At 61.6% G+C, this 20,945-nt stretch carries 19 protein-coding genes; 10 read left to right on the forward strand and 9 right to left on the reverse strand.

What is annotated here, in order from left to right:
• Positions 1-7: 7 nt before the first annotated feature.
• Both KF715_14875 and KF715_14880 read right to left on the reverse strand, forming a co-directional pair.
• Positions 8-775, reverse strand: a complete 768-nt coding sequence (locus KF715_14875; GenBank protein MBX3737977.1) for an SDR family oxidoreductase — start codon at positions 773-775, stop codon at positions 8-10.
• On the reverse strand, positions 772-1,713 hold the full coding sequence (locus KF715_14880) for a mannonate dehydratase (protein ID MBX3737978.1): 942 nt from the start codon (positions 1,711-1,713) through the stop codon (positions 772-774). The genes KF715_14875 and KF715_14880 overlap by 4 nt, the downstream gene beginning before the upstream one ends.
• Before the next feature lie 703 nt (positions 1,714-2,416).
• Here KF715_14880 and KF715_14885 point away from each other — a divergent pair.
• Positions 2,417-3,817, forward strand: coding sequence for a tyrosine-type recombinase/integrase (locus KF715_14885; GenBank protein MBX3737979.1), 1,401 nt, complete (start codon positions 2,417-2,419; stop codon positions 3,815-3,817).
• A gap of 72 nt (positions 3,818-3,889) precedes the next feature.
• On the opposite strand, the gene KF715_14890 is transcribed toward KF715_14885, so the two are convergent.
• The 5 genes from KF715_14890 to KF715_14910 form a co-directional block, all read right to left on the reverse strand.
• A complete protein-coding gene (locus KF715_14890; GenBank protein MBX3737980.1) occupies positions 3,890-6,487 on the reverse strand; it encodes a S8 family peptidase in 2,598 nt (865 codons plus the stop codon).
• Positions 6,488-6,512: 25 nt separating this feature from the next.
• On the reverse strand, positions 6,513-7,496 hold the full coding sequence (locus tag KF715_14895; GenBank protein ID MBX3737981.1) for an ATP-binding protein: 984 nt from the start codon (positions 7,494-7,496) through the stop codon (positions 6,513-6,515).
• A gap of 89 nt (positions 7,497-7,585) precedes the next feature.
• Positions 7,586-7,813 carry a nucleotidyl transferase AbiEii/AbiGii toxin family protein gene (locus tag KF715_14900; protein ID MBX3737982.1) on the reverse strand — a complete coding sequence of 76 codons (228 nt, stop codon included), beginning with the start codon at positions 7,811-7,813 and terminating at the stop codon, positions 7,586-7,588.
• Positions 7,810-8,601, reverse strand: coding sequence for a type IV toxin-antitoxin system AbiEi family antitoxin (locus tag KF715_14905; protein MBX3737983.1), 792 nt, complete (start codon positions 8,599-8,601; stop codon positions 7,810-7,812). The genes KF715_14900 and KF715_14905 overlap by 4 nt, the downstream gene beginning before the upstream one ends.
• 306 nt (positions 8,602-8,907) lie before the next feature.
• A complete protein-coding gene (locus KF715_14910) occupies positions 8,908-9,360 on the reverse strand; it encodes a hypothetical protein (GenBank protein ID MBX3737984.1) in 453 nt (150 codons plus the stop codon).
• 962 nt (positions 9,361-10,322) lie between these two features.
• Here KF715_14910 and KF715_14915 point away from each other — a divergent pair.
• The 9 genes from KF715_14915 (at position 10,323) to KF715_14955 (ending at position 20,108) form a co-directional block, all read left to right on the forward strand.
• On the forward strand, positions 10,323-11,633 hold the full coding sequence (locus KF715_14915) for a TolC family protein (protein MBX3737985.1): 1,311 nt from the start codon (positions 10,323-10,325) through the stop codon (positions 11,631-11,633).
• Complete coding sequence (locus KF715_14920; protein MBX3737986.1) at positions 11,630-12,340, forward strand: hypothetical protein; 711 nt, start codon at positions 11,630-11,632, stop codon at positions 12,338-12,340. The genes KF715_14915 and KF715_14920 overlap by 4 nt, the downstream gene beginning before the upstream one ends.
• A gap of 40 nt (positions 12,341-12,380) precedes the next feature.
• A complete protein-coding gene (locus KF715_14925) occupies positions 12,381-15,557 on the forward strand; it encodes an efflux RND transporter permease subunit (protein MBX3737987.1) in 3,177 nt (1,058 codons plus the stop codon).
• Positions 15,554-15,961: a hypothetical protein gene (locus KF715_14930; protein MBX3737988.1), complete on the forward strand. Its 408-nt coding sequence runs from the start codon at positions 15,554-15,556 to the stop codon at positions 15,959-15,961. Before KF715_14925 ends, KF715_14930 begins: the two co-directional genes overlap by 4 nt.
• Positions 15,962-15,990: 29 nt before the next feature.
• Entirely contained in the window at positions 15,991-16,452 is a 462-nt protein-coding gene (locus KF715_14935; protein ID MBX3737989.1) for a hypothetical protein, read from the forward strand.
• Between the two features lie 13 nt (positions 16,453-16,465).
• Positions 16,466-16,810 carry a P-II family nitrogen regulator gene (locus KF715_14940; protein ID MBX3737990.1) on the forward strand — a complete coding sequence of 115 codons (345 nt, stop codon included), beginning with the start codon at positions 16,466-16,468 and terminating at the stop codon, positions 16,808-16,810.
• A gap of 42 nt (positions 16,811-16,852) precedes the next feature.
• Entirely contained in the window at positions 16,853-18,817 is a 1,965-nt protein-coding gene (locus KF715_14945; GenBank protein MBX3737991.1) for a heavy metal translocating P-type ATPase, read from the forward strand.
• Between the two features lie 249 nt (positions 18,818-19,066).
• The gene (locus KF715_14950; protein ID MBX3737992.1) at positions 19,067-19,477 is read left to right on the forward strand and encodes a hypothetical protein; all 411 of its coding nucleotides are present in this window, start codon (positions 19,067-19,069) and stop codon (positions 19,475-19,477) included.
• Positions 19,455-20,108, forward strand: a complete 654-nt coding sequence (locus KF715_14955; GenBank protein ID MBX3737993.1) for a methyltransferase domain-containing protein — start codon at positions 19,455-19,457, stop codon at positions 20,106-20,108. Before KF715_14950 ends, KF715_14955 begins: the two co-directional genes overlap by 23 nt.
• Before the next feature lie 4 nt (positions 20,109-20,112).
• Here KF715_14955 and KF715_14960 read toward each other — a convergent pair whose 3' ends face one another.
• On the reverse strand, positions 20,113-20,301 hold the full coding sequence (locus tag KF715_14960) for a hypothetical protein (GenBank protein MBX3737994.1): 189 nt from the start codon (positions 20,299-20,301) through the stop codon (positions 20,113-20,115).
• A gap of 166 nt (positions 20,302-20,467) precedes the next feature.
• Positions 20,468-20,945 (reverse strand): DUF932 domain-containing protein (locus KF715_14965; protein ID MBX3737995.1); only part of this gene is annotated, 478 nt, incomplete at its 5' end.

The following is a 20,945-nucleotide window of genomic DNA, read 5'->3' on the forward strand; positions in this document are numbered from 1 at the left end:
TGGGGAGTTAAAGGGAGGCGCCGCCGTCGACGTAGAGAGTCTGGCCGGTGATGTAGGCGCCGGCGTCGGAGCAGAGGAGCAGTGCGGCGCCGGCGCAGTCGCGTGGGGTGCCGATGCGACCGGCCGGAATGCCCGCGACGACCTTCGCCGCGAACGCCGGGTCGGCGAGGCGCGCGGCGTTGCGGTCGGTGTGGATCGTGCCCGGCGCGAGCGTGTTGAGCGTTACACTGCGCGCGGCGAACTGGGGCGCGAGGTTGAGCACGAAGGAGCCGAGCGCGCACTTCGTGGCGGCGTAGACGATCATGTTCGGTCGCGGCACGACCTGTTGGACGCTGCCGACGACGAGCACGCGACCCCATCCACGTTCGGCCATGGCGGGAAGGAGGGCCTGGAGCAGCTCGAGCGAGCTGCGCAGGTTGACGGCGACCTGCCGGTCAAAGTCCGCCCGGCTCACGCGCTGCCAGTCGTCGAGGATCTGGATCGCGGCGTTGAGCACGAGGAGATCGATGCCGCCCAGCGCGGCGACCGCGGCATTCGCAGCATCTGCGCCTGCGCGGTCGGCGCCAAGATCGGCCTCGATGACCGCCGCCCTCACACCGCGGGTGCGGGCGAGCGTCGCGACCGCCTCGGCGCGGGCCGCATCCTGGAAATGATGCAAGACCACATCGGCGCCGGCCTGCGCGAGCGTCAGCGCGATCTCGGCGCCGATGCCGGTCGAGGCGCCGGTGACGAGCGCACGGCGACCGCGCAGCGAAAAGGAAACGGGCAGGTTCATGGGGTGTGGAGCCACTCCTCGGGCGAGGTGCGGACGTCGAGCGCGTCCATCAGGCCGAGGAGGTAGCCGTCGGCAAAGAGCCGGCCGAGCGTGCCGTAACCAGGCTGGTCGTTCGGTTCGCCGGCCATCGTCGGCACGTGGTCGCAGCGCACCGGCCCGCGGAAACCGGCGGTGTGATAAAGCTGCAGCATTGCGGGGAAATCGGTCGGACCCTCGTCGTGGAACGTCTCGGTGAAAGACCGTGCGTCACCCACGACGTCGCGCAGATGCACGAAGTGGACGCGCCCCGTGCGCGTGAAATGCTCGATGTTCGCGGCGAGCCTGCGCTGCGTCTCGGCGCCGTCGGGTCCGCCCATGAGTTTCCAGTTTGCCTGGCAGAACGTCAGTCCGTGCGCCGGCGATGCCGACAAGCCGAGCGCGCGCTGGAACTGTTCCGGCGCGTGGAAAATCCGTCCGAGTCCGCGCAGCGACGGCACCGGCGGATCGTCGGGATGCGCGCCGAGGCGCACGCCGGCGGCTTCCGCCGCGGGCAGGATCGCACGGAGAAAATGGACGTAGTTGTCCCAGATGCGCTCGGCGGAAATCTCGCCGTGTTCGGTGAGGGTCGCCGGCATTTGCGCGAGGTCGAGGCGTGACACGAGCGCGCCGCCGCGGCCGGGCACGCCGGCGTCGGAGCGGTGCCAGCCGATGCCGGCCATGAAATTGTAGCAGAGCAGCCGCAGGCCGAGTTCGCCCATGTTGCGCAGCATTTTCCGGTAGGTGGCGATGTCTTCGTCGCGACCCGGCAAGCCGAGCTTGATGCGGGTCATGTCGATCGGGTCGCCTTCGAGCCCGATCAGCGTCAGCCCGGCCTCCGCGAGTTCGCGCTGGATCGTCCGCAGCGTGTCGATCTCGCTCGGCGGCGGCAGGCGTGTCCAGTGCGGGTCCGTTTTGACCACGCAATGCCGGATGCCCATCTGCACCGTGAGAGGCCAGAGTGGGGCTGGCCGCGGCGGAAGAAATTCGATCAGGAACACGCCTCGCGATTCCGCGGTGGCGCAGCGCCTGGGGCAACGCAGGCATCGGGTAACAGTTACCATGCGCCGGGGACGAGTGGCGCGCATGAGGGCCGCTGCTTGCGTGAATGATACTCAGCTGTCGTGCGCGGCATCGGTTCTTAGCCATCCCATCCTTGTCGTCGCTGTGCCGGTCCGGAGGAAACTGACTGCGGCGCGAAGACCACGCATGGATGTTTGGGCGAAGGCTATCGCGCGCCGTCTGGTGCTCCCGCGTTCATCGCGTTTCTCGCCGATGCCGCGCAGAGGGCAGTAGGAAAAACCTGGCCTTTACCATTCCCCAAGAAACATCGGGGGCTGCTTTGACGGCAGCACCTGAAACTGAGGTGCTGCATCTCAGAAGTGCCTAAACAAGAAGGCCCTCCCGAGCAGTGGGAGGGCCTCAAATTGGGTGCAGGGGTTGGATTTGAACCAACGACCTTCAGGTTATGAGGGCAACTTCCTAACCGCTGCCCCTGAATCGCTTAACCCGGGTTTTGGCCAAACTTTGGCCCTTCCTTTGGCTACCGTGATCTCGGGAGATGCCGTCCGTTGCTCCGCGCTGCGTGAGGTTTCAAATCAACCTCACAAAACAAAGGAGTCTGTCATGAGTCTGGAACTACGTCGGGGAGTCAGCGAATGGTGGTATGGAAAATTCAAAGTCAACGGCCGCAAGTTCACCAAGAATCTGGCCGTAAAGGTGCAGGGCGTCGTGCCGCCGACCCTGCGCGAGATGGGCGACATCGTGTTTGAGCGTTCCCGCGCCAAGGCACAGGCGGCGATGGAAAAATTCCAGGAGGACTTGAAGCGGCGGTCGGCGGCCGAGGAATTGGTGCAGACTATCCATGAAATCCGCACCGGCGCCCGGGTCAGTTCGGTCCCGCTGGCCGAAATCGGTGCCCGCTGGTGCGCGGTCCTGCGCCGCCGTCCCCTGAGCGCGAGCTACCAGAAGCAGAAGGTCGCCTGCATCGAGCGATTCGTCCGTTTCGCGAAAAAGGCCTCTCCTTCTCTGCATGAGATGGCCCAGATCCATGCCCCGCTGGCCAATGCCTTCTGCCGGGCGGAGCTGGCACGTGGGGTGGCGGCCAAGACCTATAATCACACTCTGATTCACCTGCGCTCGGTGTTTCATGCGCTGCGCAAGGAAGCGGGCATCGCCGAGAATCCGTTCGCCGCCATCCCACTCCAGGACGGTGAGACGGTTTTCCGGAAACCGTTCTCGGTCGATGAACTCTCGTTGCTCGAAGAGAAGGCCAAGGCCGATCCCTTCATCTATCCGCTGATCGTGACGGGCATGTGCACGGCCATGCGCCGGGGCGATTGCTGCACGCTGCTGCGCAGCTCGGTCGATCTTGAAGGCGGCTTCGTGACCGTGAAAACGGCGAAAACCGGCGAGACGGTGCAAATCCCGATCTTTCCGCTCTTGCGTGGTGTGCTCGAAAAGGCGCTGGCGAAGCCCGCGCCGCGTCCGCCGTTCTACGTCTTCCCGGAGTTGGAGGCGCACTACCGGATTAACCCGGACCACCTCACCGACCGCGTGCGCCGCGTGATGAAGGCGGCGGGGTTCTTTAACCCGAAGGAAGATGAGGCACAGCGGGCTACTCGCGGCGCGATCCAACAGGAACGCGAGCACGGGCTACGCAAGGCCTCGCTCCGCGATTTTCATTCATTCCGCGTCACCTGGGTGACGGTGGCCCTCACGGCCGGCGTCCCGTTGGAAATCGTGCAGCGGGTTACCGGGCATCGCACCACCTCGATTGTGCTCAAGCATTACTTCCAACCGGGGAAGGAAGACTTCCGGCGCACGCTGGCCGGCAAGTTGCCGTCGCTGCTCGGCGACCACACCCAGCGGGTGAACGACGAGTTCAACGTGGCCGAGTTGCGGGCGAAGTTGACCGCGATGGAGGATTCGACCTGGCGCCACATCCGCGACGAGCTCCTCAGCCGCCTGCCGGCCGAAAAGAACGTAACCCAGTTCGCCTTGCCCAAATCAGGCTTCGCCGCGTGATGAGTGCGCCAATTACAGCCCTGCGGGAGTCAAGTTAGTCATGAAATCGGATGCTATGCAGATTTCTCAAGATCAGCCCGCATCGACAGGCACAGCCAGTAGATTGCTGATTTCGGCGTAGAGGGGAATCTCCTGCTCAGCCTCGACGCTTACCAACAGACTGTAGCGGATTGGGAGCGCGTGACAGTCATGCCACGGATCGCCTTCCGGAAACTTACGATAAGCCCACCAGCCCTTGGCCGGGAAGATGGCAATGCGATCCATCTGTGCGAGGTCAGCGGCGGAGCCTTTCCACACATCGTGGATCAACGAACCGCCTTTCCCGCAGAGTTTGGAGCCCAAAGCCCAACCTGGATCAGACGGCAGATTCTCCACATTGACATCGTCGTCGTCCGGGCTCTCCGTTTTCTGAGCGACCCGGGTCATACGCGCCTCAAAACGGGCATCATCGCTATCGTCCTTGTTGCGGACAAGGAAGCGGAGAAGGCTCCCGCCGTAGCGGTAACGGGAGCCCTTGAGTGCATTATTGGCCGACGGATTCGGCGCCACGAAATAGGATAGAGTCACCCGCAGGGTGAGAGTGGCGTTGTAGTTGTCTTGGAGCAGTTGCTTGGGCCACGGAAGCCGGTGAATATGGCAGTCGTTGAGTTTGACGCTGCTTTTTTCCTTTTTGTAAGGCCGCAGTTCATCCTGACGGATCAAGGTGGTGGCGTGCTGGGCGCTGAAGTAGGCGCGGGCTATGTCGGGTTCGCCATAGCCGTAGGAACGTAGAATCTGGATGAACCGCTGGCGGTCATTTTTCTTCTTGGTGTAGGCACGGTGCGGATCGACGCCATCGAGCATGACCGGGGTCCAACGAGCGGCGTGAACGAGAAGACCGCGGACAGTCTCCGGCCAAAGATCGGGATAGCGAGCGGTGATCTCCGCGGCGAGACCAGCGGCTTGGGCGGTTGACGCGCTGGTCGCCTTGAAGGAACAAAACGGCTTTCCTGCCTGCACCTTCGCGGACGTGCTCACAAGTTGCAGAGAGTCGGGATACTCGATGTGATTTTCCGGGTGGACGGCAGCGTTGCCGCCTTCGAGCACGATCTCGGGTTTGAGTGGCCAATGAGGGTCCCACTCACACGAGGTGCGGCTGAAAGGGCTGAGCATTCCTTTTTCCCGGACAATGGGAGTGAGACGACGGGCTTCATCATCACCTTCGGTCACGGCTGTGCGCCGCGTGAGTGCTCCTACCGTTATTGCATTCCATGCTTGAGCGGGATCTTCGATAGGCGTCTTACGATTCTCGTCGGGATAAGTATAACTGGCACCGGCATTATCCGGATGCACGTTGCCCGCCGAAACGAGGATAAGCCGCTTCGAGCCATTGCCATCGCCATAGGCAGCCGTATCCACGGCAGCACTCCAAGCAGAGGGTTTCCCGTCATCGGTTCCCGGTGCGGTCACGGCTAGACAGTAGGCGCGCTTGCGCTGGGCGTTGTTGATTTCGGGACGTCGAACGGCCTGGAGAGTGACGGAGCCATAATTGTCTGGGTCATGCAGACGATGCGGATCGAAAAGGCGGACCGACTCCAGACGATGGAGTTGATTCCACTTCTGATTGGATGCGGTAAGCTGGCGCAAATCGCCATAGGCAGCCAACCCCGCCATAGGGGTGCCATGGCCGTGAGCGCTTTGGGCGGTGTAGCCGTCACTCCCGTCGCCATCGCCGAACACCGTGTCGTTGTCGGGCGCGGCGAGAAGAGGTTCTAGCAAGCTATGGCCGCGATTGACGCCAGTATCCAGAAGACAAACGGCGGGAGCATCATCCGGAGGGAAATTGATGCGCTGCAAAGCCTCAGCGACGTAATCTTCCTGCTCGATGAGATTGAGGTCGGTGAGACCCAGCACGCAGGCGTGTGCAGCACGGAGTTCGGCCAGCGTGTCGAGCAAGGGGATCGACGATGCAAGTGTTGAGTAGGTGCCGCGTGCGACAAACACGTAATGGTCCGGAAGGACGAGTGCATCGCCGCGCTTTTCCAAACCTAAGGCGTCGGCAATTGACAAAAAGCGGTCACGACTGGCTACAGGATACTTGCGCACCCAAAACTGCCACCAATGAGGATCGGCATCTTGCGGCAAATCTTCCGGTGCATCCGTCCAAAGTCCTTCGATGCCCGCCTGCGCGATGGTGTCGATGTTGGCCAGCCAAGGGAGATTTCCTTTTGTCCCAGTGCCGGTGCTGAACTTCCTGACTTTCTCCGCCAGAACACCCAACCCGCCGAATGGCACGTTCAGAAGTATGCGAGTATAGGGCCGGCCCTCGTCATCGACAAGTTGCAGGGACTGCAAATGCACCGGAGGCGGGCCATATTTCTCTCCCCGTTGAGTCGTCAGAGCGTAAATATCTTCGGTGGCGAGCGGATAGCCCGGCTTGGTGGTAAGCGTGACGGGGATGCCCGTCATTTCCGGCATGTCATCCGCCGGTATGGATTCCTCAATCCAATCACTCACGGCTTTCAGTTGCGTCGCAAGGAATGCGGCATGCTCGGAGCGCACGACCTCCCGAATGCTGCGCTGGCCACGTCCATTCCCTTTGTAATCCACCCGCTTGGGTTGTGCGGGTAGAAGCAGATGCTTGAGCGTCGGCTTCGGGAGAGGAAAAAGCGGCTGCGTATGATCCGGCACAGACGGGTATTCGTTTGGGTTCGGATCAGTGGTTCAAGAAAAGCCGGCGTTCGGTCAGGGCGGTCACGAGCAAATCCGTCGTGAGGGCGGAGCGACTATGCAGGAGCATCTCTTTCGTCGCTTCCTCGCAGGCGCGGGTGATCTCGGCGTAGCTAAGGCCTTTGGCAGCCTTGAGTATCTTTTGTCTGCCGAGCTTGGGGGCAGGCAGCCCGTGGAGGCGGGTCTGGATGGTTTCCCAGATGTGGTTGTCGTCCGGCAGGCCGAACTCGATGAGATCGTCGAACCGGCGATACAACGCTTTGTCGAGACGAGCACCGTGGTTTGTGGCCGCGATGACAAGGCTGTTGCTTGTGAGCTTTTCGATGAAGGTCAGGAAACTGTTGAGGAGCCGGCGCATTTCACCGACATCGCCGGTGAAGTCGCGAGTGTAACCGATGCTGTCGAACTCGTCGAAAAGGTAAACGGCCCGTGTTCGGTTGACCGTCTCGAAGATCAGCCGGAGCTTGGAAAGTGAATCGCCCAGATAACGGGTGATTAGGCTGTCGAGGCGAACAACGAAGAGAGGCAGCGAGAGATCACCGGCAAGCGCGGCGGCGGTCATGGTCTTGCCGCAACCGGGAGGGCCGGTGAAAAGTAGGCGTTGACGGGGGCGAAGCCCGTGCTCTTTGAGCCGGGCGAGATTTTCCTGCTCAGAGAGGATGCGCCTGATACGGTTCTTCAAGGTGCCGGGCAGGATGAGATCGTTAACTTTCCACCCGGCATCGACGTTTTCGAGTAATTCGGCGGCTTCACCCTGCGGCTGGGCTACATGAAAGAGGGACGGCGTGGACTTCGGAAGTGCCTTCCGTTGCTTGGCCTGATCGACAAGCTGCTTGATCTCCAAGGCCAGTGCGTCATGACCCCGGCGTGCCTCAGCGGCAGCCACCTGAAGGGCGATGGCGTAGAATCGCTCGTCATCGCCGCTACTGTGGCTTTGGAGGAGTGCTTTGATCTGTGGAGCGGTGGCCATGAAGGCAGTAAACTGGGAAGTTTATATTCTCGGGGAAACCTGTAAGCAGATTGTGACGATGGCGAGCAATTGATGAGAGACAAATTCTTCTACCGCGTTGCGATGCGTTGGAGCGCGGCGTCGATCCCCCGCAACGTGGTCGGCCGATCCTCAAGCGCCAGGTAAACCAGATCGATGTCCACGGACAGACGCGGGAAATCGCGCACGAAGAAGTTGATCGCCGTGCCGCCCTTGAGCGCGAAGCAGGCCTCGGCGTTAACGAAGGGCACGACCTGCACCAGCAGGTCGGCCTGCCTGAAGAACGGGGTGTTTCTCATGGTGCGTCGGAAGGTGTTTCGACCGCCGCCGGGACGGTGATCAGGTATTTGGGATCGAGGCGCCCGCCGGGGATGAGCACGCGCTTGCCGCTGCCGAGCGAAACCTTTGTAAGGTCCAGTTGCTTGAACCACGGGTGCGCCTGTTTTTCGGCCAGGTGGAGAAAGAGCCGCTTCACCTTGATCGACGCACACGCCTCCAAGAGCGACTGGACCAACCCCGGGCGCAGCGTGCCGAGCCCTTCGAAAACGAGGTTGGCGTGTTCGTAGCCGGCATCGTCCAGCGTCAGATGTTGGAGGAATTCGAGCGCGGCCCGCTCCGGCGCAGAGACAGTCACGTTGAGGGCTCCTTCGCGGTGTTCGCGCAGCCCGAGTTCCTGGGGCAGGAAGTTCGTGCTGACGTGGCGGACACGACTGAACCAAGGCAGCCCCTTGAACCAGGCGGGAAGCCGGTCACCGGCGCGGCCGAAAAGATAGACGGGGTGGGCATCTCCCAAGGGTAGAAAATGGGCGAGGCCGGAGAGTTCCAACGCCGTGCGCCCACCGGGATGAAACGACTTCGATTTCTGCTGGAGCCCGAAAACCGCGCCCAGCCAGGTGGGGGGCTCGGGTTGAACGGTGAAGGCTCCGTCTCCGACGCGGTGCAACCAGCCGGAGCTGGCGTAGTAGTCGGCCAGCCGACTGGATATGCCCTGGCCCTTGAGCCAAGCCGAGGTGAGCACCGCACCGGCTGGGGCGGCGTTCAGCCTCTGGTTTAATTTTTGTCGGTCTGAACCAGTATCTCTGGTCATATCTGCAACGAATTAAACCGGAAGGTTCATTTCGTTGCAAATAAACCAAGTGAAACTAGTCTTATTTGCAAGATATTAAACTGCCCACTGGACCTTCGGTGTTACGTTTTCACTCCACTTACGGATAAGTGAGATGAAAACGTAACTCACTCCACTCCTACCGAATGCCACGCGGTGCGGGTAAAAAATACCGCCCCGGTGGCCCCCGGGGCGGCTGGCCCGTGTGGGAAAACCGTTGGCCGAAATGGGTCGGAGTCAACGCACGATCCGCCCGCGCGGTATCATGGACGTTGCGGCGAAAGAGCATCACAAGATGCCCGCGGCGCGGAAGGAGTAGTGGCCGACGCCATGCGGGTCGGCCTTCGGATCACCGATGATGACGTGGTCCATGAGGTCGATGTCGATCACCTTGGCGGCTTCACGGAGTTGCCGGGTGATTTGGACATCCGCAGCGCTCGGGGCCGGGTCGCCGGAGGGGTGGTTGTGGGCGACCACGAGGGCAGAGGCGCTGGCGAGGATGGCTCCGCGGAACACCTCCCGGGGTGCGACCAGTGTGGATGTCGCCGTGCCCAGGGTGACGAGATGCCGGCCGATGGGGTGATTTTTGCGGTCGAGATAGACGCAGTAGAACGCCTCCTGCATCGGGCTCTCTTCGAAAGCAGAACGGAGGTATTCGGCCACCTTCTCGGGTCGGTCGAGACGGACCTCTTCGCCGAGGGAAACGAGGGAGTAAACGATCTTGGCTTCGTAAACGCGCATGGTGAGCGCTCGCGCGAGCCGCGCTTCCCTTGCTCGACGTGGTGTCGAGTGATCGCGGGTGCTGCCCGGTTGAGCGCCCGCTCGGGATGGGCGAAAGTCAAAGCGCTGGGTGAAGCGCCGAGGCCGTGTCCCGCGCAGCGAGACCAACGAGGGGGAAGCGGAACGTTCGCGCGGGGTGGAGGCCGCAGGCACGACCTTGACCGCCCATAAAATGGGGCGCTACCGGACGGGGCAGAGCTAAAAGAATTCGAGCGAAGCGAGCGTAACTCCTCGGCTTGGGAGATATATCTCACAATCTTTGCAGGCTCCGTTGTTTTGACATCCACGACAAGATGCACGGCGACAGTCAGTAGTCTCGTTCCTCGACTGCGCAGCGGGGTTCGCCCCGCGGCTCCGGCCAAGTGGCCATTGACAAAAACTGCACAGTGCCGACTACTAATGGCAGTGTCCACGCTCCGCCACATCATCGCGATTGTCTTGTTGGCCCTCTGGTTGCCGGCGACTCAGCATTGCGGACTAGAGGCGGCAGGGTTGATCGCGCCGGAAGCCCCGCATGGGGCTGCCGCAAAATGCTGTGAGACGAGCGGAGACCCCTGCACCCATGATGGATGCAATGTGGTCGAGAGCAGCCTCATTAAGACCAGCAATGATACGATCAAGGTGCCGACTCCTTCCTTGGCGGCCTGCACGTGTTTTCTTTGTTTGCAGCTCTTGCCGTCAGTATGGGCAGTTGAGCCAAGCCTTGCGGTTTCGGAGCCCGAGACCCCGGAGCATTGGGTTCCGGCCTGGCAGTTTGTCCGTCGTGCCGCGCCGTTGTCGCGCGCGCCTTCGCTCGTTGGTTGATTAGTCCCTGCGCGGACTGATCGACCCTTTTCTATTCCATCCCGCTGCGGGACGCGTGCGCGCGTCTGCAATCCTCGGGGTGTTTTCGTTCACCACCTTGTCACGTCCATTTACTTTTCATGAATCCTATTGTTTCCACGCCCTCCTACCTCATCCGCCCGAGCCTCGGGTTGATGCTCCTCACCCTTGCGGGTGTCGCACACGCCCAAAGCGCGCCCGATGAAGCCGCGACTGCCGTTTCACTGTCCGCGCTCGTCAGCGAAATCACGGCCAAAAATCCCGAGCGCCAATTTTATCAGGAAGAAATTGCCGCCGCCAAAGCCGGGGTGCGCATCTCCTCACGCCTGAGCGACCCCGAGTTGGCTTTTGATATCGGTCAAAAGCGTTTGAAGGACTCATCGGGTGCCAGGATCGGCGACGGTGCGGTCTGGTCTGTCTCCGTCACGCAGACCTTCGAATGGCCTGGTCGTCTCTCCCTGCGCAAGGCTATCGCCAACCGACAGGTTGAACTGGCCGAACTGGGCGTCGCCCGGTTTGAAAACGCCCTGACGGCGCGTGCGCGCACGCTGGCTTTCGGTCTCTACGCCGCCAACGCCAAGGCGGCGGCGATCAGGGAAGTTTCCGACCGTTTCTCCTCGCTCAAGGAAACCTTCCTTGCCCGCGATCCGGCTGGCATCACGCCCCTGCTGGAAACACGCGTGATCGAGGCAAGCGAACTCGCCCTCCAGCGACGCGCAACCGAAGCTGAGCTTGCCGTGCAGGCGGCGCTGATTGAACTGAATCAGCTTCGTGGCGTGGCCGTTGATGCCCCGCTGCGGGTGGCCGCTCCGGCCCTTAGTTTTGCCTCCTTGCCTGCCACCCCTGATCTGCTGGCCGCCGCCCGCGAGAAGAACTTCGACTACCGGATGCGGCTGGTTGAATTGGAGCAACAGGGGTTTGCCGTCAGTCTCGCCCGCAACGAGCGCTATCCCGGCATCAGCGTGAGTCCGTATTTCTCGCGGGACAACGTGGGTGACCGCGAGACCATCGTCGGTCTCGGCCTGAGCGTTCCCTTGCCTGTCTCGGGTCGCACGGGTGCGGCCGTAGAAGTGGCCAATGCCCGCCGCCGGCAGGCGGAAGCCGCTGTGCTGGTCACGCTGCGCGAACTCGACCGTGAAGTCATCACGTCTGCACAGGCCTTCGCCACCAAGCTCGCCGAGTCGCGGCGTTGGTCGCCCGATGCCGTGCAGAAATTCCGCGAAGCTGCGGATCTGGCCGACCGCCACTACCGGACCGGCGCGGTGCCCATCGCCACCTACGTCGAATTGCAGAACAGCTACCTCGATGCCGTCGAAGCGTTGCTCGATACCCAAAGCGAAACGCTGGCGGCCGGACTCAAGGTCCAGCAGCTCACCGGCATTGAACTCAACCCTGTCGAAATCAAGCCATGAACTTTCGTCTTTGGTTTCCAATCGGTCTGGCCGCCTCGGCTCTGTTCCTTGCCGGCTGCGGCAAGAAGGCGGCTTCCGAAGCAGGGCACGACCACTCCGAGCATGCCGAGGGTGCGGAAGGTGAGGAAAGCGGCGTTACCTTCAAGGAAGGCCGCGGACTGCAACTTACACCCGAGGTCGTCAAGGCACTCCGTTTAGTCACCGCGGAAGCGGAGGACCGTGCGCTCGCGGCCGAGATGAATATCACGGCCCAGGTATTCACGATCACGCCTCAGGTGCTGGCCAGCGCTCGACTGCCCGCCTATCAGATTAAACCATTTGAGCAGTCCAGTTTCACCGGCGCGAAACTGGTGCGAATTGATCGATCCGCCGTTTCGGCGACGCGCCTCGTTGACCTGGTCTTCGAGCTGGACGCCTCGGCAAACCATAAGATCGGCGACTTCGTGACACTCGCGCTCGCAGTCGAACCGAAGTCGGTCCTCACCGTGCCCCGTTCCGCCGTCCTCGAAGGTGCCACCGATACCTTCGTTTACGTCGTCAATAGCGGCGCCTACCTGCGCACGCCGGTCAAGGTGGGCGCACGTTCAGCCGACTTCATCGAAATCGCCGACGGTCTTTATGCCGGCGATGTCGTGGTGGTGACGCCTGTCGATCAGCTCTGGCTGGCCGAATTGCGTCTAACCAAGGGCGGCGGCCATAGCCACTGATCCTTCTCTTCTCATTTTCTAATTCTCACATCCCTTTCCTATGATCGACAAGATTCTCGAGTTTGCCCTCCGCCAGCGCGTGTTCGTGCTGCTCGGCGCAGTGGCGCTCATATTCATCGGCGCTTGGTCAGCCTCCCAGCTGCCCATCGATGCCGTGCCCGACATCACCAACGTTCAGGTGCAAATCAACACCTCGGTGCCTTCACTCGCACCTGAGGAAATCGAAAAACTCGTCACCTATCCCATCGAAGTCGAGATGGGTGGAATCGAAAAGCTCCTCGAAGTCCGCTCCATCTCGAAATTCGGCCTTTCGCAAGTCACCCTGATTTTCAAGGAAGGTGCGGACATTTATCGCGCCCGCCAACTTGCGGGTGAGCGCCTCCAAGCCGTTCTGGATGAGTTGCCGCCGGGCGTCACACCGAAACTCGCCCCCATCACCACGGGCCTCGGTGAAATCTACCACTACACGGTCCGCTATAAAGAGGGTTTCAAGGATGCCCCGGCCGATCCGGTGGACCGGCTGCGTGAACTCAAGCTGGCTCAGGACTATATCGTGAAGCCCGCGTTGCGCACCGTGCCCGGCGTTACGGAGGTCAATACTTCCGGTGGCTACGATAAGCAGATCGTGATTATGCCCAATCCCGCAAAGCTCACGAGCGTGGGTCTCACCGTGGGTGAGGTGGCCGACATCGTCGCGGAAAACGTCGCCAACGCCGGCGGCTCGGTGGTGGAGAAGGGCGGCGAGTCCGTTACGGTGCGTGCCATCGGGCGGGTGCAGACGACAGAGGAAATCGCCAACCTGCCGATCAAATTCTCCGGTGCCCGCGCGGGCACATTGCGCGTCAAAGACGTGGCTGATGTCGCTATCGGTTCCGGCGTTCGCACGGGCTCCGCGACCCATGATGGGGCAGAGGCTGTGCTCGGCTCTGCCCTCATGCTTATTGGCGAGAACAGCCGGTTGGTTTCCAGCCGGGTGCACGAGCGAATTGGCGAACTGCAATCAAAGCTACCCAACGGCATGGAGGTTGAAACCGTGTATAATCGCACCGACTTGGTCAATTCGACCATCCGCACGGTGGAGAAGAATCTCTTTGAGGGAGCGATTCTGGTGATCGCGATCCTGATTGCCCTGCTTGGCAACTGGCGTGCCGCCCTGATTGTCGCCACCGCCATCCCGCTTTCCATGCTCTTCGCCATGACCGGCATGGTTCGCTATGGCGTGTCGGGTAATCTCATGAGTCTCGGAGCCGTGGACTTTGGTCTGATCGTGGACGGGGCGGTGGTCATGGCCGAGAATATCGTGCGCATGCTGGCCCAGCGTCAGCATCAGCTTGGTCGCCTCCTGAGCAAGGAAGAGCGCCTGCATACCATCCTGACCGCCTGCAAACAGGTCGGCACACCCACCGTCTTCGGTGTGGCCATCATCACTATCGTTTACCTGCCGATGTTCACCCTCACGGGCATCGAAGGGAAAATGTTCACGCCGATGGCCTTCACTGTCGTCTTCGCCCTCATCGGCGCGCTCATTCTCGCGCTCACGGTTGTGCCGGTGCTGTGCTCGTTCTTCATGACGGCAAAGGTCAGCGAAGAGGACAACTTCCTCATTCGCTTTGCCAAGCGACTCTACACGCCGGTGCTTCACTTCAGCCTGCGCATGCGCTGGCTCATGTCAGCCATTGCCATTGGCATATTCGGCGTGTCGATGTGGGTGTTCACTCACCTTGGCGCGGAGTTCATTCCGCAGCTCGACGAGGGTTCGCTCGCCGCTCAGATGATCCGCACGACCAGCATTGGTCTTGGGCCGTCGGTGCAAATGCAGACTGCCGCCGAGAAGCTGATGTTGGAAAAGTTCCCGGAAGTAACCCATACCTTCGCCCGCGTCGGCACCTCCGAGGTGGCGACCGATCCGATGGGCGTGAACGTGGGCGACAGCTATATCATGATGAAACCGCCCGCCGAGTGGCGGAAGATCGACGGTCGCACCATCACCAAGGATGAACTGACCAATCTCATGTCGAAGGAGCTGGCCGTTCACTTCCCCGCCCAGAGCTACCTCTTTTCTCAACCGATTGAATTGCGTTTTAACGAACTGCTCTCGGGCAGCCGGGCCGACATCGCCATCAAGGTTTTTGGTGACGACTACGACACCTTGGAAAAGGTCGCCGGCGAGGTCCGTGAAATCGTGGAGAAGATCCCCGGGGCCGCCGACGTCGAGTTTGATGCGGCAGGCAAGGCGCCCGTCCTCCAGGTCGTCCTCAACCGCACGGCCATGTCGCGCTACAACGTCCACGCCGATGAGGTAAACAAGGTGATCGAGACCGCGTTCGCCGGCGTCGAGGGCGGGGTGATCATTGATGGCAATCGCCGTTATCCCATCATCACCCGTCTGCCGGAATCGGCGCGGCAGGATTTTGCCAACGTTGCCAATCTCCCCATCCGCACGACCGACGGCGGCATGGTCACCCTCGGCCAGGTGGCCGACGTGAGCATGACCGAAAGCGTCAACACCATCAGCCGTGAGGCGTTCCAGCGCCGCATGGCGATTCAGGTCAACCTGCGCGGCCGCGATGTGCAGAGCTTCGTTTTGGAAGCGCAGCAAAAGATAGGAGCCGAGGTTAAGTTGCCCGAAGGCTATTTCGTCGAATACGGCGGGGCCTTCAAGAACCTCCAGGAGGCGCGCACCCGGCTGATGATCGTGGTGCCAGCCGCGCTCGCCCTGATCTTCCTCCTGATCTTCATGGCCTTTGGCAGCGTCAGACAGGCCTTGATTGTTTACACCGGCATCCCCCTCGCCGTCACCGGCGGCGTCTTCGCCCTCTGGCTGCGCGACCTGCCTTTCTCCATCTCGGCGGCGGTCGGCTTCATTGCTCTCTCCGGCGTGGCTGTGCTCAACGGCGTCATGATGATCTCCTTCATCAATCAATTGCGCGAAGAGGGAAAGAATGTGCGGGACGCCGTGGTCGAGGGCGCGCTGACCCGTCTGCGCCCCGTGCTCATGACCGCCTTGGTCGCCGCCCTCGGTTTCGTTCCGATGGCTCTCGCCACGGGGTCGGGCGCTGAGGTCCAGCGACCCATCGCGACCGTCGTCATCGGCGGCATCATCACGGCGACCTTCCTGACCCTCGTCCTGTTGCCAACGCTCTACTGCTGGTTTGAACGCGACAACCGGCCTTCCCGTTCCGTCAACCCCGCAACTCCCAACAAAGGACACGCATGAAAACCCTGCCGTGGCTTTTACTTCTCGGTGTGGTCGGCCTGACCGGCTGCGCCACGCCCTTTCGGGCTCCGCCCGATGTAGCTCATATCAAACTCGACCGCGCCGACTCCCCGGTCGTCGTGGTCGAAAAAATCTGGCTGGAGCGGAAAAAAGGTCCGCTCGTCGTCAAGGGCTATGTCGTCAAGCGCCTGGAGGCCGAAGACACGACCCAGACCCATCTGGATGTAACCCTCTACGATTCTGCGGGTGGTGTGCTCCGTAGCACCGTGGAGCATTTCGAACCACGCCAGATAATACGACGCCATCGGCGACCCGCCTACGCGAGTTACAGCGTAGCGCTCGATCCGCTTCCGAGCGGCACCGTGCGGATCGAAGTCCGTGCCCATGAAGGCAACCACTCCTAAACCTCAACCACTCAACCAAAATTATTCCTATGAAAACCATCCGTAACCTCATCCTTACATCATTCGCGCTGCTGGCCACGGCCGTAGCGTTCGCCGCCAAGCCGATTCCCGGCCCCAAAGGCGGCAAAATTGTTACCACAGAGGCTCCCCACGTGGAGTTCTTCGTCGAGAAGGACCGCTCCGTCATCGTATCCTTCTACGACAAGGATCTTAAAGCCGTGGGTCCGTCCGGTCAGGTGGTTTCGGCGATAGCCGAAGCCAAGACCGGCAAGGTGAACCTCACGTTCGCTGCCAAGGACGGCGCGCTCGTGTCATCCGCTCCGCTGCCCGAAGGCGACGGCTACCGCGTTGTCCTGCAGGTGCGCGACTCCGCCCAGGCCAAGCCGAAGAACTACCGGGTCGAGTTTCACGATGAAGTCTGCGGCGAGTGCAAGCGCGCCGAATACGCCTGCGTTTGCGACGATGCCGGTGGGGATAAGCACGACCACTAAGGAGAAACCGAAAATGAAAACCATCATCGCATTCATCCGCCCGGCAAAGGAGGAAGCCGTTCGCGAAGCCTTGCATAACCAGCCGGGCGTCACCGGGGCGACTTTCGCCGATATTCGGGGCTTTGGTCGGGGACGTAAACACGACCATTCCAAAGGTGCGATGGACGAAGCCGTCCTCGGAACACTTCCCCACGTGCGCGTTGAGGTCATGGTGGCGGACGAAGATGCAGCAGTGATCGGCAGGGCCATTGCCGAAGCGGCCCGAACCGGGAATCGCGGCGACGGCAAGGTCTATGCCTTGCCCGTCGAAGCCGCGCTGCGCATCAGCACAGGAGAAGTAGGAGCTATGGCGATTTGAGATCAGGGCTCCGTGCCGACAAAGAAAGGCCTATTAACTACTATGACATCCAATAACGACGAAGAGGACGAGCACGAGGGAGGTTGCAGTCACGATCACGACGATGGCAGCAATCGTTGGGAATCTATTAGTCTCGTGATCTCTGGCGTGCTGGTTGCCGGGGCGGTCATGGCTAACTTGCTTCAAGGATTACCCCAAGCTGTCGCCACCGGCCTTGCGGTCATCGCCATGCTGGCCGGTGGCTGGTTCCTGTTGCCCAAGGCGTGGAAGGCAGTTCGGAGGTTTAGGCCGGACATCAACCTATTGGTCGTCATCGCGGCCGTCGGTGCATCGGTCATTGGCGAGTGGGTGGAGGCCTCGGCGGTAGTGTTTCTCTTCGGGGTTGCCGAGTGGCTCGAAGGCTGGGCTGATCGGCGGGCGCGCCGGGCGACCGAGGCCCTGTTGGAACTGGCACCGAAGGTCGCCGTCGTTAAACGCGATGGCCAGTTTACCGAGGTGCCGGTGGATCAAGTCGCGCTCGGCGAGACCATAGCGACCAAATCCGGCATGGGCATTCCTCTCGATGGGGTCGTGCTGCTTGGAGAATCATCCGTCAATCAGGCCCCCATTACGGGCGAGTCGGTGCCGGTGGACAAGCAGCCGGGTGACACCGTGTTTGCCGGCACGATCAACGGCGAGGGTTCGCTGGAAATCAAAGTCACCAAAACGACGGGAGACACGACCCTGGCTCGGATCATCCGACTGGTCGCGGAGGCGCAGGAACAGAAAGCGCCCACGCAGCGTTTCGTGGATGTGTTCGCCCGCTATTACACCCCGACGGTGACTGTGGTCGCATTGTTGATTTTTCTTATTCCGCCGCTGGCGATGGGCGGCGACTGGTCGGCATGGCTATATCGCGCGTGCGTGTTGCTCATTATCGCCTGTCCATGTGCATTGGTGATCTCCACGCCGGTCAGTATTGTCGCCGGCCTAACTGCGCTAGCCCGGCGCGGCGTGCTGGTCAAGGGAGGAGCCCACCTTGAAACGATTGGCCGACTCAAGGGACTCGCCGTGGACAAAACGGGAACAATCACCGAAGGAAAACCGCAGGTGATCGGCGTTGAGTTGTTGGGTTCGGCCACCATGGGTCAGGTGCTGGGTGTGGCGGCCTCCATTGACGAGCATTCGGCGCATCCCCTGGCCAAAGCGGTGGTCGCGCATACCAAGGAACAGAAAATCACCTACCAACGGGCCTCGAATTACCAAGCCCGCAGCGGCCGCGGAGCCGAGGGAGTGGTCGACGGCCATGCCTACTTTGTCGGCAACCACCGATTTACCCACGAACTGGGGGTGTGCTCGGAAAGCGTAGAGACCCGGCTGGCGACTATCGAGGCCCAAGGACAGTCCGTCGTGGTGGTTGGCCATCGCCCGCACGATGGCTGCAAAGGCGAAGTCCTGGGAATCATCGCCATCGGCGATACGCTGCGACCCAACGCCAAGGCCTCAATAGCCGCGCTGCACGCGGCGGGCGTCGAGCAAGTGGTGATGCTGAGCGGCGACAATCAACGCACGGCTGACTTCATCGCCCGGCAGGTTGGTATTGACGAGGCACGAGGTGACCTGCTGCCCGACGACAAGGTCGAGGCCGTGAAGGCCCTGCGCGCGAAATACGGCGTGGTTGGCATGGTCGGTGATGGCGTGAACGACGCTCCGGCCATGGCGACGGCCAACATCGGCATCGCGATGGGCGCGGCGGGCACGGATGCCGCCATCGAGACGGCCGATATTGCCCTCATGCAGGATGAACTCGGTAAGATTGCGGAGACCATCCGGCTCGGCCGCCGCACGCTGGGCATCATTCATTTCAACATCAGTTTTGCGCTCGGTCTGAAGGCACTCTTTCTCGTGCTTACCTTGATCGGCTACGCGAGCCTTTGGTTCGCTATTCTCGCGGATACAGGGGCTACTTTGCTAGTGATAGCGAACGCGTTGCGCCTGCTCGCGACACCCAAACCAGCTGCGTCCTGATGCCGTGCGAACTAAGCGCCCCCTCAAGTCATCTCCCAAAACCCGTCGCCGCGTGCGTTGGGAGCCCGAAGTGATGCCGTGGGCAATCGGGGTTGGATCGCTCGTCGGATTATCGGCCGAAATCTACTGGCATGGAAATATGCTATGGATGACCGGGGGTGGAATTGCTGGCGGGTTGGCGGGGGCGATTTGCGACACCGCGATTTACCTTTACCGGCACCAAAGGCGCATGGCGAAAGGAGAACACCCATGAATCAATTATTCCTTACTCTCGCGCTGGTGGCGTTGTCTGGCTGTGCCACGGTCGGTCCGGCCACCGGTGTGGCGGCACGCGTTCGCGTTACATCACAGAACACTTTCGCCTTGAGAATCAAATCGGCGGAATTGCTTTCCATCGACGGACGAAATGCCGTTTCCGGCTGGGTTCATGGCCGTTCCACGGGAGTTTTGCCTCCGTCTCACCTGGACGTCGTCATATTAAACGGCGAGCAACGCGAAGTCGCGCGCCAGACTGTTCCGATCCGCCTCCAGCGTCGCCGCCATGGTGCGCCATACCCGGATCGGTTCACCGTTGCCTTCGACCCGTGGCCTGCTGATGCCGTGGAGGTGATTGTTACTCCGCACTCTGGAATCAAGCATGACAGCCTCTCGGAAAAATGAGTTCCCTGATTCCGACCGGCTGAACCGGTGGCGCTACGGACTCTATGCCCCCGTTTACGACTGGATCGCGGGCATCTTCTCCGGGCAGCGAAAGGTGGCCATTTCAGCGCTTCGTCTGCAGGCCGGACAGCGGGTTTTGCTGGTCGGCTGCGGGACCGGGCTCGACTTGGATTTCATCCCCACGGGAGTTGCGGTGACCGGGCTCGATCTCACGCCCGGCATGGTGAGACGCGCAGAAGAGAGAGCGCGTCGGCGCGGTCTCGGTGTGACCTTTGTGGTGGGCGATGCTCGCTCGCTGCCTTTCGCCCCCGGAAGTTTCGATGTGGTGCTCCTGCATCTGATTCTTGCAGTCGCTCCGGAACCCGAGCGCATCGTGGCCGAAGTTGACCGTGTGCTGGTCCCGGGTGGCACAGTGTCGATCTTCGATAAATTCCTGCCAGCCGGACAAACGCCCGGTTTGGCCCGCAGGCTGGCCAATCGGGTGGCGGCACTCGCGTTTTCCGAACTGAATCGCACGGTCGAGCCACTGATAGCCACGCCTGGCTGGACCGTGCGTTCGGACGAACCGGCTGGTTTCCGCGGCTCCTATCGCCGCATCATCGCGATCAAGCCGGTGTCGGGCTCCAAGTAGCGCGTCAACGCGCGTGCGCCTTGAGCCGCGTGCTAAGGACTTTGATGTCGATCTCGGCGCTGACGACGGTGGCGCGGGCTTTGGCGAGGCGCACCTCGGCTTTCATCAGCTCGCGTTTGAGCGTGTCAAGTTCGTCGGTCGTGGTGCGTGGGTTGCGTGCGGTGGCGGGTGCTTCGGAGGTGCCGTTGTTCATGGTGAATTTCGTTGGATTGTGAATGCGCCGGTCAGCGGAGTGCTGGCCGGCGCCGCTGATTGAAGCGGCTCGCGTGCGCCTGGCACGCGGGCGCGCCTACCGGAAACGGGGGATCACGCCTCCCGAAAGAAAGGGAGCGGCCCGCAGGCCGCTCCCCGTGCGTGACTCAGTTGTTGGCGAACTCGCTCGCGAGACTCCAGAGCGCCTTGTTCAGCTTCTGGCTTTCGCCTAGCCCACCCACCGGACGCGTGCGATTGCGGCGGATGCCCATGCCGGCGGTGTAGCCCATGTAGCGGTCACCGCCTCGAATCAGGTGCTCCTGCACCACGTTGAAGGTGGTCCAGAGGTCCGTGGCGGCATCGCCGTAGCGCACCGGTGTCAGCAGCTTCTCAGGGCTGAGGAGCTTCATGACCGGCTGATCGGCATCCCAACGGAGGCCTGCCGCACGTTGGGCGAACTCTACCCGGGTGGCCTGCGGGAGCTGCACACCCTGCCATTTGGCCACCGCCTCCAGCGCGCGAGGTGTGTTCTCGGCGACGGATTGCGCCGCCTTGGCGAAGGCGTCGGCGGAAACGTCCACGTGCCGGATCGAGACATGGGCAAAGTCGGCATCCGCGACGGTCAGACCGTTGCGGCACACCAAC

Origin of the sequence: Candidatus Didemnitutus sp. (assembly GCA_019634575.1) — a bacterium.
Classification (GTDB): Bacteria; Verrucomicrobiota; Verrucomicrobiia; order Opitutales; family Opitutaceae; genus Didemnitutus.